We start from the raw sequence: 14,344 nt of genomic DNA on the forward strand, positions 1-14,344 counted from the left end.
CCGCGTTCCGCGCAGGCCCCGTACCGGTTCCGTCCGGTACGGGGCCTGCGGGCTTTCCGGACCCGGCCCTCGTGGCCTTGCTGACGCCACCACCTCTGATCGCGCCCGATTTCGCTGTGATTGTCCGCATCTCCCGTGACACAGCGCACTTTCGGCCACCGATCGCGCATGCATCCGAGTGACCAGGGCAGGCGCACTCGGTCTTTAGTGACACATCTGTGACACAGGGGCGCTGATCAGGAACGGAAGGCGAAAGCGATCATGGCGGAAAGCAACGAACTCCAGGCGCGCAGCACCATCCACGCGGGAGGGGAATGGCGTGCGGCCGTCTCCGGTGCCACGCGCGAGATCCTCGACCCCGCGGACGCCCTGCCGTTCGCCGTGGTCGCGGAGGGTGACGAGAAGGACACCGATCTGGCGATCGCCGCCGCCCGGCGCGCCTTCGACGAGGGGGAGTGGCCGCGCACACCCGCCGCCGAGCGGGCCGCGCTGCTGCGCCGCGTCGCCGACCTGCTCGTGCGCGACCGCGAGCAGCTCGGGCTGCTGGAGAGCCGTGACGCCGGCAAGACCGTCGAGGAAGGGCGCGTCGACATCGACGACGTCGCCAGCGCCTTCCGGTACTTCGCCGACCTGGTCGCGGCCGAGAGCCCGGGCCGGGTCGTGGACGCCGGCTCCCCCGACATCCACAGCGTCGTCGTGCACGAGCCCATCGGCGTCTGCTCGATGATCACGCCCTGGAACTACCCGCTGCTCCAGGTCAGCTGGAAGATCGCCCCGGCCCTGGCCGCCGGCAACACCTTCGTCGTCAAGCCGAGCGAGATCACCCCGATGACCACCATCGCGCTGATCGAGCTGCTCGTCGAGGCCGGACTGCCCGCCGGAGTCGCCAACATCGTCACCGGGCCGGGTCACTCGGTCGGCGCCCGGCTCTCCGAGCACCCCGACGTCGACCTGGTCTCCTTCACCGGCGGTCTGATCAGCGGCACCAAGGTGGCCCAGGCCGCCGCGCCCACCGTCAAGAAGGTCGCCCTCGAACTCGGCGGCAAGAACCCCAACGTCGTCTTCGCCGACGCCTGCGCCACCGAAGAGGGCTTCGACACCGCCGTCGACCAGGCCCTCAACGCCGCCTTCATTCACAGCGGCCAGGTCTGCTCGGCCGGCGCCCGCCTCATCATCGAGGAGTCCGTGCGGGACCGCTTCGTCACCGAACTCGCCCGCAGGGCCGAGAAAATCCGCCTCGGCCGCGGCACCGAGGACGGCGTCGAGTGCGGCCCGCTGGTCTCCGAACAGCAGCGCGCCAAGGTCGAGATGTACGTCGAGTCCGCCCTCAAGGAGGGCGCCGTACTGCGCTCCGGCGGCAAGCGCCCCGCACCGTCCCCGCAGCGCCCGGAGAACGGCTACTTCTACGAGCCGACCGTCCTCGACCACTGCCACCGCGAGATGCGCGTCGTGCGGGAGGAGGTCTTCGGGCCGGTCCTCACCGTCGAGACCTTCCGCACCGAGGACGAGGCCGTCGCCCTCGCCAACGACACCGAGTACGGGCTCGCGGGCGGCGTCTGGACCACCGACGCGGGCCGCGCCCGGCGCGTCGCCGGCCGGCTGCGGCACGGCACGATCTGGATCAACGACTTCCACCCCTACCTGCCGCAGGCGGAATGGGGCGGCTTCGGCAAGAGCGGTGTGGGCCGCGAACTCGGCCCGGCCGGTCTCGCCGAGTACCGCGAGACCAAGCACGTCTACCAGAACCTCGCGCCGAAGCCGGTGCGCTGGTTCGCGGGCTGACCCGCACCCCTGACGGCATCCTCCGCACCTCGTTCCCCGGGTCCCCGACTCCCCGCAGACCTCAGCCCCCTGGACCTCAGCCCCCACTGGAGTACCACCCCCATGCCCGACAACACCCACGAATTCGACTACGTCGTCATAGGCGGCGGAACCGCCGGTTCCGTCATCGCCTCCCGCCTGACCGAGAACCCCGACGTCTCCGTCGCCGTCATCGAGGGCGGCCCCAGCGACGTCGGCCGCGACGACGTGCTGACCCTGCGCCGGTGGATGGGCCTGCTGGGCGGCGAGCTCGACTACGACTACCCCACCACCGAGCAGCCACGTGGCAACTCGCACATCCGGCACAGCCGGGCCCGGGTCCTGGGCGGCTGTTCCTCGCACAACACGCTGATCGCGTTCAAGCCGCTGCCCGCCGACTGGGACGAGTGGGAGGCCGCCGGCGCCAAGGGCTGGGGCGCGGTGCAGATGGAGGCGTACTTCGCGCGTCTGCTCAACAACATCGTCCCGGTCGACGAGCGGGACCGGAACGCCATCGCCCGCGACTTCGTCGACGCCGCCCAGGCGGCGCTGGACGTGCCGCGCGTGGAGGGCTTCAACCAGAAGCCGTTCACCGAGGGCGTCGGCTTCTTCGACCTCGCCTACCACCCCGAGAACAACAAGCGGTCCTCGGCGTCGGTGGCGTATCTGCACCCGGTGATGGACGAGCGCCCCAACCTGACGATCCTGCTGGAGACCTGGGCGTACCAGCTGGAGCTGAACGGCAACCGCGCCGAGGGCGTGCACGTGCGCACCAAGGACGGCGAGGAGATCCTCGTCAAGGCTCGCAACGAGGTCCTGCTGTGCGCCGGCGCCGTCGACTCGCCCCGGCTGCTGATGCACTCCGGCATCGGCCCGAAGGCGGACCTGGAGAAGCTCGGCATCCCCGTCACGCACGACCTGCCGGGCGTCGGCGAGAACCTGCTCGACCACCCCGAGTCGGTGATCGTGTGGGAGACCAACGGCCCCATCCCGGAGAACTCCGCGATGGACTCGGACGCGGGCCTGTTCGTGCGCCGCGACCCCGAACTGCCGCACCCCGACCTGATGTTCCACTTCTACCAGATCCCGTTCACGGACAACCCGGAGCGACTGGGCTACCAGCGGCCGGAGTTCGGCGTCTCGATGACCCCGAACATCCCCAAGCCCAAGAGCCGCGGCCGGATCTACCTGACCAGCGCCGACCCCGAGGTCAAGCCCGCCCTGGACTTCCGCTACTTCACCGACGAGGACGACTACGACGGCCGCACCCTCGTCGACGGCATCAAGATCGCCCGCGAGATAGCCAAGACCGAGCCCCTGGCCGGCTGGCTCAAGCGCGAGGTGGCCCCCGGCCCGGACGTCACCGATGACGAGGAGCTCGGCGAGTACGCCCGCAAGGTCGCGCACACCGTCTACCACCCGGCCGGCACCTGCAAGATGGGCGCCGCCGACGACCGGACGGCCGTCGTCGACCCCGAGCTGCGCATCCGCGGCCTGGAGGGCATCCGCATCGCCGACGCGTCCGTGTTCCCCACCATGACCACCGTCAACCCGATGATCGGCGTGCTCATGGTCGGGGAGAAGGCCGCCGAGCTGATCGGTGGTGGTTCCCGGTGACCGCGATCCTCGAACCCCGCACGGAGCAGACCATGGACACCACCACCCCCGTCTTCTCGGTGGAAGGCCTGTGGAAGGTGTTCGGCCCCAAGGCCGACCGCGTTCCCGCCGACCCCGAGCTCACCGCCCTCGACCCCGCCGAGCTGCGCGCCCGCACCGGCTGCACGGCCGCCGTCCGGGACGTCAGCTTCAACGTCCGCAAGGGCGAGGTCTTCGTCGTCATGGGCCTGTCCGGCTCCGGCAAGTCCACGCTGGTGCGCTGTCTGACCCGGTTGATCGAACCGACCGCCGGCACCATCGCCATCGACGGCGAGGACGTCCGCGCCATGGACCGCTCCCGGCTGCGCGAACTGCGCCGCCACCGCGCCGCCATGGTCTTCCAGCACTTCGGCCTGCTGCCGCACCGCACGGTCCTCGACAACGTCGCCTACGGCCTGGAGATCCAGGGCATGGGCAAGGCCGAGCGGCGCGAGCGGGCCGCCGAGGTCGTCGCCAAGGTCGGCCTGGAGGGCATGGAGCACCGCCGCCCCGGCCAGCTCTCCGGCGGCCAGCGCCAGCGCGTCGGCCTCGCCCGCGCGCTCGCCGTCGACCCCGAAGTCCTGCTGTTCGACGAGCCGTTCAGCGCGCTCGACCCGATGATCCGGCGCGACATGCAGGAGGAGGTCGTCCGGCTGCACCAGGAGGAGGGCCGCACGATGGTCTTCATCACCCACGACCTCCAGGAAGCCCTCAAGCTGGGCGACCGCATCGCCCTGATGCGCGACGGCCGGGTCGTGCAGCTCGGCACGCCCGAGGAGATCGTCGGCTCGCCCGCCGACGACTACGTCCGCGAGTTCGTCCGGGACGTCCCGCGCGAGCAGGTCATGACCGTCCGCACGGCCATGCGCCGCCCCTCGGCGGACCAGGACGGCAGCGGACCGGCGGTCCGGCCCGAGGCGACGGTCTCCGAGGCGATCGAGGCGGTCGCCCGCGCCGGCGCGCCGGCCCGTGTCATGGACAAGGGCCGCTGCGTGGGCGTGATCGACTCCGACACGCTGCTCGGCGTCGTCGCCGGCACGGAGCAGCCCGCCCCGCCGGGGACCGAGCAGCCCAAGGAGGCGGTGTGATGGCGACCATCACCGCCTCCCCGCCCCGTATCGGCCTGCCCGCGCTGCTCAAGAGCCGTGCCTTCCAGAAGCTGCTGCTCCTGGCCGTCGCCGCCGCGATCCTCGTCCCGCTGGCCAACGCCCGCTGGGCGAGCGGCACCTGGCCGAGCGCACTGACCGTCGACTTCTCCGAGCCGCTCGCCAAGGCCAGCGACTGGATCATCGACAACCGCGACAGCCACCCGCTGTTCCTGTACTTCTTCGGCCACGTCAGCAACGTCGTCGTGATCGCCGTACGGGCCGTCTACCTCACCCTCCTCGCCATCGGCTGGGCGGGCGTCACGGCCCTGGGCGCGCTGGTCGCCTGGCGCGTGGCGGGCGTCCGGCTCGCGCTCGGCACGGCCGTCGCGTTCCTCGCCTGCGGCCTGCTCGGCATGTGGGTGCCGACCATGCAGACGCTCGCCCTGATGGTCGTCGCGGTGGTCGCGTCGGTCGTCGTCGGCATGCTGCTCGGGCTCGCCGCCGGGCTGTCCGACCGGATGGACCGCGTCCTGCGCCCGGTCCTGGACACCATGCAGGTGCTGCCCGCCTTCGCCTACCTGCTGCCGGTCGTGCTGGTCTTCGGCATCGGCGTCCCGGCGGCCGTCCTGGCCACCGTCATCTACGCCGCCCCGCCCATGGCCCGCCTGACCTCGCTCGGTCTGCGCGGCGCCGACAAGGAGGTGCTGGAGGCCGTCGAGTCGCTCGGCTCCACCGCACGGCAGCGGCTGCTGACCGCCCGGCTCCCGCTGGCCCGGAAGGAACTCCTGCTCGGCGTCAACCAGACGATCATGATGGCGCTGTCCATGGCCGTCATCGCGGCCGTCATCGGCGCGGGCGGTCTCGGTGACCGCGTGTACCAGGCACTGGCCTCGGTCGACGTGGGTGCCGCGCTCGCCGCCGGTATCCCGATCGTGCTGCTGGCCGTCGTCCTGGACCGCGTCACCGGCGCGGCGGGGGAGAAGCTCGGCGCCGAACCGGAGCCCCGCAGCGGACTCGGCTGGCTCCTCGCCCTCATCGGCGTGGTCGCCGTGGCGGTCGCCGGGCGTTTCGCGGGCCGGCTCGACTGGCCCGAAGCCTGGATCGTCGGCATCGCCGAGCCCGTCAACCGCGCCGTCGACTGGATGACCGCGCACCTGTACTCCGGCGTCCCCGTCATCGGCGGCACCGCCGACTGGGCCGGCCACTTCACCACCTGGGTCCTCGACCCGGTGCGCGACGGCCTCCAGTGGCTGCCCTGGTGGTCGGTCCTGCTGATCGTCGCCGCCCTGGCCTGGGTGATCGGCACCTGGCGCACCGCGCTCACCGCCGTCCTCGCCATGGCCGCGATCGGCGTCCTCGGCGTCTGGCAGCCGTCGCTCGACACGCTGTCGCAGGTCCTGGCAGCCGTCGCCGTGACCCTCGTCGTCGGCTTCGCCACCGGCATCGCGGCGGCCCGCAGCGACCGCCTGGAGCGGCTGCTGCGCCCCGTCCTCGACGTCTTCCAGACGATGCCGCAGTTCGTGTACCTGATCCCGGTCGTCGCCCTGTTCGGCGTCGGCCGCGCCCCGGCCGTCGCGGCCGCGATCGTGTACGCGCTCCCGGCCGTCGTGCGCATCACCACCCAGGGCCTGCGCCAGGTCGACCCGGCCGCGCTGGAGGCCTCCGGTTCGCTCGGCGCGACCAGCTGGCAGCAGCTCAAGCAGGTCCAGCTCCCGCTGGCCCGCCCGGCCCTGCTGCTCGCCGTCAACCAGGGCCTCGTCCTGGTCCTCGCCGTCGTCGTCATCGGCGGCCTGGTCGGCGGTGGCGCGCTCGGCTACGACGTCGTCTTCGGCCTCGCCCAGGGCGATCTGGCGACCGGTCTGGTGGCCGGCGCGGCGATCGTCTGCCTCGGACTGATGCTCGACCGGGTGACCCAGCCCACCGAACGCCGCGCGAAGAAGGGAGCGTGACATGCGAGTCCGCAAGACGGCCCTGGTCGCCGCTCTGAGCTCCCTGGCGCTGCTCACCGGCTGCGGCGCCGCCGACATGACCAAGCAGGCCTCGCCCTTCGCCAATGCGCAGGGCGCCAAGACCGTGACCCTGTCCGTGCAGTCCTGGGTGGGTGCCCAGGCCAACGTGGCCGTCGCCCAGTACATCCTGGAACACGAGCTGGGCTACCGCGTCGACACCGTCCAGGTCGACGAGGTGCCCGCCTGGGACGCCCTCAGTCAGGGCCGCGTCGACGCGCTCCTGGAGGACTGGGGCCACCCCGAGCAGGAGCAGCGGTACGTCAAGGACAAGAAGACGATCACCGCCGGCGGCGAACTCGGCGTCACCGGTCACATCGGCTGGTTCGTCCCGACGTACCTCGCCAAGCAGCACCCGGACATCACGAACTGGAAGAACCTCAACAAGTACTCCCACCTGTTCCGCACCCCGGAGAGCGGCGACAAGGGCCAGCTGATGGACGGCTCGCCGTCCTACGTCACCAACGACAAGGCGCTGGTGAAGAACCTCAAGCTGGACTACCAGGTGGTGTTCGCCGGCTCCGAGGCGGCGCAGATCACGCAGATGAGGCAGTTCGCCAAGGAGAAGAAGCCCTTCCTCACCTACTGGTACACGCCCCAGTGGCTCTTCAAGAAGGTCCCCATGACCGAGGTGAAGCTGCCGCCGTACAAGGAGGGCTGCGACGCCGACCCGGAGAAGGTCGCCTGCGCCTATCCGCACACGCCGCTGCAGAAGTACCTGAACTCGGGCTTCGCGAAGAACGGCGGCAAGGCGGCGGCCTTCCTGAAGAAGTTCAAGTGGACGACCGAGGACCAGAACGAGGTCTCCCTGATGATCGCCGACAAGAAGATGGCGCCGGAGGACGCGGCGAAGAAGTGGGTGGACAGCCACCGGTCCACGTGGAAGAAGTGGCTGTCCTGACGTCCCCTACGTCAACTGAGCCGCGATCTCCCGCAGGGCCCGGGCGGCCCGCCGCTGGAGTCCCGGCCCGAAGGTGATCCGGGTGGCCCCTCGCGCGCCGAGTTCGGCGGGCGTGGGGCCACCCTCGGTCGGGGCACCCACGTTGATCGGCCCCTGGATTCCGGCCCGCAGCAGCGGCAGAACGTCCGGCGGGGCACCGATCGGGTACACGCAGTCGGCGCCCGCGGCGACGTACATCGCGGCCCGCTCGATGGCCCGCTCCGGGTCGGCGACTCCGCGGACGAAGGTGTCCACGCGCGCGTTGACGAAGAGCCGGCCGGCGGCCTCCGACCGCACCTCTGCCAGCCAGTCGGCATGCTCGCGCGGGTCTTTGAGGACGCCGTCGGCGGAGTCCTCCAGGTTGCAGCCCACCGCTCCCGTCTCCAGCAGCCGCTCCACCAGCTCCTTCGGCGCGAGCCCGTACCCGCCCTCGACATCCGCCGACACCGGCACGTCGACGGCCCGGACGATCCGGGCGACCGCCGCGAACATCTCGTCGGCCGGGACCTGCCCGTCCTCGTAGCCGAGGGAGGCGGCGACCCCGGCACTGGGCGTGGCGAGCGCCGGGAACCCGGCCTCGGCGAACACCCGGGCGCTGGCCGCGTCCCAGGGCCCGGGCAGGACCAGGGGATCACCGGGCGCCCGGTTGTGGTGCAGGGCGCGGAACATCTCGGCCTTGCTCATGGCGTGTAACCTCCTGGCGGAATCCGGCGGACGACCATCACCCGGTTCCAGTTGTTGATGGCGACGACCAGGCCGGTCAGATGGGCCAACTCCGCCGCGTCGAAGTGCTTCGCGGCTCGCTCGTACACCTCGTCCGGCACAAAACCGTCCGTCAGCACGGTCACCGCCTCCGTCAGCGCCAGCGCGGCCCGCTCCCGCTCGTCGAAGACGTCCCCGGCCTCCTCCCAGGCGGCCAGCAGATCGAGCTGCTTCTCGCTCACCCCGTACTCGCGGGCGATCGCGAGGTGCATGTCGAGGCAGAACGCGCAGTGGTTGAGCTGCGAGGCGCGGATCACCACGAGTTCGGCCAGGGCCGGGTCACCGAGGCCCTTCTTCGCCGTGGCGCTGAGCGCGGACATGGCCCGGCCGACCGCCGGGTCCAGCAGCCGGGTCCGGGGCGTCACTTGTACTGGCCCGGCTGGTAGTGCCCCGGCGCCATGCGGCAGGTCACCCCGAACCGGTTCCAGGCGTTGATCGCCGTGATCGCGGCGATCAGCTGGGCCAGCTCGGCCTCCTCGAAGTGCCGGGCGGCGTTCTCGTACACCTCGTCCGGCACGAAACCGTCCGTCAGGACCGTCACGGCCTCCGTCAGCTCCAGCGCCGCGAGCTCCTTCTCGGTGTAGAAGTGCCGCGACTCGTCCCAGGCGCTGAGCTGCAGGATGCGCTCGACGCTCTCACCCGCCGCGAGGGCGTCCTTGGAGTGCATGTCGATGCAGAACGCGCAGTGGTTGATCTGGGAGGCGCGGATCTTCACCAGCTCGTACAGCTTGTGGTCCAGGCCCTGCCGGGCGGCGATCTCCAGCCGGACCATCGCCTTGTAGACCTCGGGCGCGTGCTTGGCCCAGTCCAGGCGGGCGGGCTGCTCAGCTGCGTACTCCGCGGTCGTCGTGCCATCGGTGTGCGTCGTCATGCCCTCGACCCTAGGAGGGAAGCAGCCCAGGGGTATGGTCCATTTCCATGGCGGAACAGTGGGCCACTTTCGGCATCGACCTGCATCTGGAGCCGACCGGCCCGGGCCTGCGCCGGGGGCTGACCGACGCCCTGCGCGAGGCGGTGCGCTCCGGCCGGCTGGCCCCCGGCACCCGGCTGCCCTCCTCCCGCGCGCTCGCCGCCGACCTGGGCATCGCCCGCAACACGGTCGCCGACGCCTACGCCGACCTGGTCGCCGAGGGCTGGCTCACCGCCCGGCAGGGCTCGGGGACCCGGGTCGCCGACCGGAGGGTCGTCCCGCCGGCCGGCACGCCACCTCACCCCCACCCTCGCGAACGCATCCGCCCCGCCTACGACCTGCGCCCCGGCAGCCCCGACCTCGCCGCCTTTCCCCGCGCGGAGTGGCTCAAGGCCGCCCGTCGTGCCCTGACCGACGCCCCCCACCACGCCCTCGACTACGGCGACCCCCGCGGCCGCCCGGAGCTGCGCGCCGCGCTCGCCGGCTACCTCTCCCGGGCCCGGGGCGTACGCGCCGACGCAGAACGGATCGTGGTGTGCGGCGGCTTCGCGCACGGCCTGAAGCTGCTCGGCACGGCCCTGCGGGCGCGCGGGGCACGGACGGTCGCCGTCGAGTCGTACGGGCTCGATGTGCACTGGAGACTCCTGGCCGCGTCCGGGCTGCACACGGTCCCGCTGCCCTTCGACCGGCTGGGCACCGACCCCGGCGTGTTGTCCGCCGCCGACGCGGTCCTCCTCACGCCCGCCCACCAGTTCCCCATGGGCGTCCCGCTGCACCGCGACCGCCGCGCGGCCGTCGTGGACTGGGCGCGCCGCACCGGCGGGCTGGTGCTGGAGGACGACTACGACGGCGAGTTCCGCTACGACCGTCAGCCCGTGGGCGCGCTCCAGGGCCTGGACCCGGACCGGGTGGTCTATCTGGGCACCGCGAGCAAGTCCCTGGCCCCCGGGCTGCGGCTGGCCTGGATGGTGCTGCCGCCGGACCTCGCGGAGGAGACCGCGGCGGCCAAGGGCGGGGTCGACACCTGCGGGGTGCTGGACCAGCTGACCCTGGCCGAATTCCTCACGTCCGGGGCCTACGACCGCCATGTCCGCGCCACCCGCCCGCGCTACCGGCGCCGCCGGGACACCCTGGTCGCCGCCGTCGCGGCCCGGGCCCCCGAGGCCCGGGTCACCGGCATCGCGGCCGGGCTGCACGTCCTGCTGCGGCTGCCGCCCGGCACCGAGCAGTCGGTGGTGCAGGCGGCCCACTGGCAGGGCCTGGCGGTCCACGGACTCACCCGCTACCGGCACGCCGCCGCGTCCGCCGCGTCCGCCGAGCCCGTCGACGCCCTGGTCGTCGGCTACGGGACACCGCCGGACCACGCGTGGTCCGGGGCACTGGACGCGCTGTGCGCGGTACTCCCCGGATAACCGCGCCACAGGGCCCGTCTCGCCCTGCCCGTACAGCTGGACCAGCCAGGGCGTACGGCGAGGCGCCCCGCAGCCGCCGCACGGTGCGCGGATGGATCGCGTCGAACCCGGGGCCGTACGCCCGGACCCGGGACAGGGGGTCACCGGGCGCGTCGGCCGGCTCCTCCCGCGGCACGAACGTGTTGGGGTGCGTCTCCACACTGCCGGGCCGGTGCCGGACCAGCAGCGGGCCCACCGCCGCCGGTTCCGGGGTCGGGGATCAGCACGAGCGGGCTGCCGAAGTGCGGCAGGACGCCGAGCAGATGGTGTCGGCGCCCAGGCGGTCCCGTCCGGTGAACCGTTCCTCCAGGCCCGGCCCCGACACGCGGAGCGCGGCCCCGGTGTCCTCGGCCAGGAACGCGTGGTCGGTCGCGGGGAGTTCGGGGTCGACCAGGACCGCGACGGCGCCGAGACGGGCGGTGGCGAGGAAGGCCGTCACCCAGGCGAGGGAGTCGGGCAGCGCCAGCAGCACACGGTCCCCGGGGCGCACTCCGTGCCCGGCGAGCACGGTGGCGGCGCGGGCCGCGAGGTCGTGCACCTCGCCGTGGGTCCAGGCCCGTGCCCCTGGTGGAAGGCGGTCCGCTCGCCCCACCCACGCCGCTCGGCGAGCTCGGCGAGCCGCGCCGCGCGCTTCCCGGGGGCCTCGGTCCCGGCCGGGTGCTGTACGGCCTGCGGACTGGTCACCGCCCGGCCCCCTCGGCCGTCCTGGCTCTGTCACCCGGCGGGGCCTGCTGCCGGATCCGGCCGGCCGTGTGCTGGTGCAGGGCCCGCATCGGGGCCGCCGTCTTGAGCAGCATCTCCTCGTACTCGGCGTCCGGATCGGAGTCGAGGACGATCGCTCCGCCGGCACCCAGATGCATCTGACCGTCGGAGAACACGGCGGTACGGATGACGATGCTGAGATCCGCGCCGCCGCCGCACCCGAAGTAACCGAGGGCGCCGGAATACACGCCCCGGGCCTCGGACTCCAGCGAGTCGATGATCTCCAGCGAGCGCAGCTTCGGCGCGCCCGTCATCGAGCCGCCGGGAAAACAGGCCCGGACACAGTCCACCGCGTCCGTGTCCGCCCGCAGCCTGCCCTCCACGGTGGACACCAGCTGGTGCACGGTGGCGTACGTCTCGGTCGCCATGAGCTTGGAGACCCGCACCGACCCCGTCCGGCACACCTGGCCCAGGTCGTTGCGGAGCAGATCGACGATCATCAGGTTCTCGGCCCGCGTCTTGGCGTCCGACGCCAACGCGTCCCGCAGCCGGGCGTCCTCCTCCGGCCCGTCACCCCTGGGCGCGGTCCCCTTGACGGGCCGGGCCTCGGCGATGCCGTCCCGCCCGATCCGCAGGAACCGCTCGGGCGAGGACCCGGCCACCTCCAGCTCCCCGAACCTCAGGAACGCCGCGTACGGGGCCGGGTTGTCGCGGCGCAGCGTCCGGTAGTACCCGAACGCGTCGGGCGGGGCGGGGAGCCGGGCGGCGTTGGTCAGGCAGACCTCGTAACTGGTGCCCGCCCGCAACTCCCGCCGGCACGCCTCGATGTCCGCGAGATACGTCTCCCGGTCGCGCACCAGCCACGGCTCGGCGGCGCCGGGGTCCGCCACGGGGGGCGGCACGGGCAGGGGCGGCCGCTCCGTCGCCACGCAGCTGAGGCCGGCCAGCGCGCCCTCCAGCCAGTCGGCGGCCTCCCGCGCGGCCTGCGGGGTGTTCTCCGCCAGGCAGACGGCGTACGTGAACCCCTCCTGGTGGTCCACGGCGATCACCCGGTCGGCGAACAGCCAGGCGGCGTCCGGGACCGGGGAGCGGTGCCGGTTGGGCGACCCGCAGTCCGCCTTCACCTCATAGCCGAAGTAGCCGACGTACCCTCCGGTGAAGTCGAACGGCAGCCCGGTCGCGTCCACCCGGCGGCTGGTCAACTGCCGCTTGAGGTAGTCGAAGACACTGGCCGCGACCTTCCGCACCGGCCGCCCAGCCCGCTCGATCTCACAGCGCCCGCTGCCGACGTCGTACCGCACGAACTCGGCGAGCGGCCCCCTGTCGTCCCCGAAGAACGAAAACCGCGACCGCCCCGCCTCCACGAGCGAACTGTCCAGCCAGAACGCCCGCGAGGCCCCCGCACACATCCGCGCGAACGCCGCCTCGGCATCCACCGCCCCGGCGATCCGCCGACAGTGCAGCCGGTACCCGACGCGCTCGGGGCGACGGGGGCGGGGGATGGTCGCGGTGGTCGGGGCGACCGCGTCGAACGGGTCGGAGTCGGTGCGCGGCTTGTGCCCGGCGGACGGGGCGGCTCCGGTGGACATACCGGCGTCCGTGGATGGATCGGCGTCGGCGGAGAGATCAGGCCCGGAAGGGGGCGTGGTCCCGTCGGCCGACGTCACCCCGCCGGACACGTCGGCGCCGGCGGACGGGCCTGCCCGGCCGGATGAACGAGACCCTGCGGAGGAGCCGGCCTCGGCGGATGGACCAGCACCGGAGGCAGAGACGGTTCCGCTGGAGGGCACAGTCCCAGTGGATGGATCGGCGTCGGTGGACGGGTCGGCCGCGCCGGAGGGACCGACCTCGGCAGATGGACCGGCCCCGCCGGACACGACCACCCCGCCGGACGGCACAACCCCGCCCGACGACAAGGCCCCGCCGAACCAGCCGGCCCGGTCCGACGGGATCACCGCTGCCCGGGCCCCGCCCGCGGGCGGACGACCCGCCGTCGATGACCGAGAGACTCCCGCCTCGCACTCCGGGACCACCACGCGGCGCCGGGCCGATGCCTCGTGCGACGGCACCGCCGTGTTCTTCGTCCGTAGCTTGCCGGCCCGCGTCGCGGTCATGTTGCGGAAGTTCACGAGCATGCGATGGCCGAACTCCGTGAGGGCGGACTCGGGGTGGAACTGCACACCCCACAGCGGCCGGGCGCGGTGCCGCAGGCCCATCAGGACGCCGTCCTCCGCCCAGGCCGTGGCCTCCAGCATCTCCGGCAACGGCTCGCGCACGGACAGCGAGTGGTAGCGGACGGCGGTGAAGTTCTGCGGCAGGCCCTGGAACAGGTCGCGTTCGTCATGCCGGATCGTGGAGAGGTGCCCGTGCCGCGGCTCCGGGGCGGGCCCCACCACCCCGCGCTCCCCGAGCGCGATGCCCTGATGACCGAGACACACGCCGAGCACCGGGACCGGGGAGGTCGCGACCAGCCTGGCCGCGATGCCGAAGTCACGCGCGTCCGCCGGGTGCCCGGGGCCCGGGGACACCACCAGATTGTCGAACTCCCGGAGATCCGGAACCCCCTCGACGGCGGCGTCGTCGCGGACGACCACCGGCTCCTCGCCGTTGACCTCGGCGATCAGCTGGAAGAGGTTGTACGTGTACGAGTCGTCATTGTCGATGAGCAGGGTCTTCACCCGCCCACCTCCCTCTGTTCGTTCGCGGGCCTCCTGAAGAAACGCTGGAGCCGCGACATGGGAATCCAGGTGACAAGGGCGGTTACACACAGACACAACAACAGCGTGCGGATCAGTGCATTGAGGTCACCGAGATGGGGAAGCACCGTCAGATTGAACAGGAGCACCGGCGGAAAAACCGCCCTCATATTCACGAACCACATTTTCCATTGGGCCGCACCCTCGCTGGTGAAGCGATAGACGACATGCCACTCCGCCCCTCCGTCGACAAGAACCCCACCCCCCAGAAACCTGACGGGATTACTGGTCACGCCGTCCCATACGGAAAGCTGTTCACGCGCGTTCAAGATTCAACAAGCAATTTTCCGATCG

The 14,344-nt window shown here is 72.2% G+C and carries 12 protein-coding genes and 1 pseudogene; 6 read left to right on the plus strand and 7 right to left on the minus strand.

The features are described from left to right. The first annotated feature begins 261 nt into the window (after positions 1–261). The 5 genes from HDA41_RS24965 to HDA41_RS24985 all read left to right on the plus strand — a co-directional run bounded on the left by HDA41_RS24965 (position 262) and on the right by HDA41_RS24985 (position 7,430). On the plus strand, positions 262–1,782 hold the full coding sequence (locus tag HDA41_RS24965; protein ID WP_184987343.1) for an aldehyde dehydrogenase family protein: 1,521 nt from the start codon (positions 262–264) through the stop codon (positions 1,780–1,782). Between the two features lie 102 nt (positions 1,783–1,884). Continuing rightward, complete coding sequence (locus HDA41_RS24970; protein WP_184987344.1) at positions 1,885–3,417, plus strand: GMC family oxidoreductase; 1,533 nt, start codon at positions 1,885–1,887, stop codon at positions 3,415–3,417. A gap of 32 nt (positions 3,418–3,449) precedes the next feature. Next, on the plus strand, positions 3,450–4,523 hold the full coding sequence (locus HDA41_RS24975; protein WP_184993706.1) for a quaternary amine ABC transporter ATP-binding protein: 1,074 nt from the start codon (positions 3,450–3,452) through the stop codon (positions 4,521–4,523). Continuing rightward, a complete protein-coding gene (locus HDA41_RS24980) occupies positions 4,523–6,472 on the plus strand; it encodes an ABC transporter permease (protein WP_184987346.1) in 1,950 nt (649 codons plus the stop codon). The genes HDA41_RS24975 and HDA41_RS24980 overlap by 1 nt, the downstream gene beginning before the upstream one ends. A gap of 1 nt (position 6,473) precedes the next feature. Continuing rightward, positions 6,474–7,430 (plus strand): ABC transporter substrate-binding protein, encoded by a 957-nt coding sequence (locus HDA41_RS24985; RefSeq protein ID WP_184987348.1) that lies wholly within the window; start codon positions 6,474–6,476, stop codon positions 7,428–7,430. 6 nt (positions 7,431–7,436) lie between these two features. Here the strand turns inward: HDA41_RS24985 and HDA41_RS24990 are convergent, their stop codons facing one another. The 3 genes from HDA41_RS24990 to HDA41_RS25000 are packed head-to-tail and all read right to left on the minus strand — an operon-like array spanning position 7,437 to position 9,102. After that, a complete protein-coding gene (locus HDA41_RS24990) occupies positions 7,437–8,153 on the minus strand; it encodes an isocitrate lyase/PEP mutase family protein (RefSeq protein WP_184987350.1) in 717 nt (238 codons plus the stop codon). After that, the gene (locus HDA41_RS24995; RefSeq protein ID WP_184987352.1) at positions 8,150–8,596 is read right to left on the minus strand and encodes a carboxymuconolactone decarboxylase family protein; all 447 of its coding nucleotides are present in this window, start codon (positions 8,594–8,596) and stop codon (positions 8,150–8,152) included. Before HDA41_RS24995 ends, HDA41_RS24990 begins: the two co-directional genes overlap by 4 nt. Further along, positions 8,593–9,102, minus strand: coding sequence for a carboxymuconolactone decarboxylase family protein (locus HDA41_RS25000; RefSeq protein WP_184987354.1), 510 nt, complete (start codon positions 9,100–9,102; stop codon positions 8,593–8,595). Before HDA41_RS25000 ends, HDA41_RS24995 begins: the two co-directional genes overlap by 4 nt. A 47-nt stretch (positions 9,103–9,149) precedes the next feature. On the opposite strand from HDA41_RS25000, the gene pdxR reads away from it, so the two are divergent. Then, positions 9,150–10,553 carry a MocR-like pyridoxine biosynthesis transcription factor PdxR gene (pdxR, locus tag HDA41_RS25005; RefSeq protein ID WP_184987356.1) on the plus strand — a complete coding sequence of 468 codons (1,404 nt, stop codon included), beginning with the start codon at positions 9,150–9,152 and terminating at the stop codon, positions 10,551–10,553. 3 nt (positions 10,554–10,556) lie between these two features. Here pdxR and HDA41_RS41520 read toward each other — a convergent pair. The 4 genes and pseudogenes from HDA41_RS41520 to HDA41_RS25025 form a co-directional block, all read right to left on the minus strand. Continuing rightward, a pseudogene (locus tag HDA41_RS41520) lies at positions 10,557–10,867 on the minus strand (AMP-binding protein); the annotation flags it as partial. Beyond that, positions 10,813–11,310 carry an AMP-binding protein gene (locus tag HDA41_RS25010; RefSeq protein ID WP_376706816.1) on the minus strand — a complete coding sequence of 166 codons (498 nt, stop codon included), beginning with the start codon at positions 11,308–11,310 and terminating at the stop codon, positions 10,813–10,815. The pseudogene HDA41_RS41520 and the gene HDA41_RS25010, both read right to left, overlap by 55 nt. Then, on the minus strand, positions 11,273–13,972 hold the full coding sequence (gene pabB / locus HDA41_RS41525; RefSeq protein ID WP_230299423.1) for an aminodeoxychorismate synthase component I: 2,700 nt from the start codon (positions 13,970–13,972) through the stop codon (positions 11,273–11,275). The genes HDA41_RS25010 and pabB overlap by 38 nt, the downstream gene beginning before the upstream one ends. Then, positions 13,969–14,319 carry a putative antibiotic biosynthesis monooxygenase gene (locus tag HDA41_RS25025; RefSeq protein ID WP_376706817.1) on the minus strand — a complete coding sequence of 117 codons (351 nt, stop codon included), beginning with the start codon at positions 14,317–14,319 and terminating at the stop codon, positions 13,969–13,971. The genes pabB and HDA41_RS25025 overlap by 4 nt, the downstream gene beginning before the upstream one ends. Positions 14,320–14,344 lie beyond the last annotated feature (25 nt).

Origin of the sequence: Streptomyces caelestis (assembly GCF_014205255.1) — a bacterium.
GTDB classification, from domain to species: domain Bacteria; phylum Actinomycetota; class Actinomycetes; order Streptomycetales; family Streptomycetaceae; genus Streptomyces; species Streptomyces caelestis.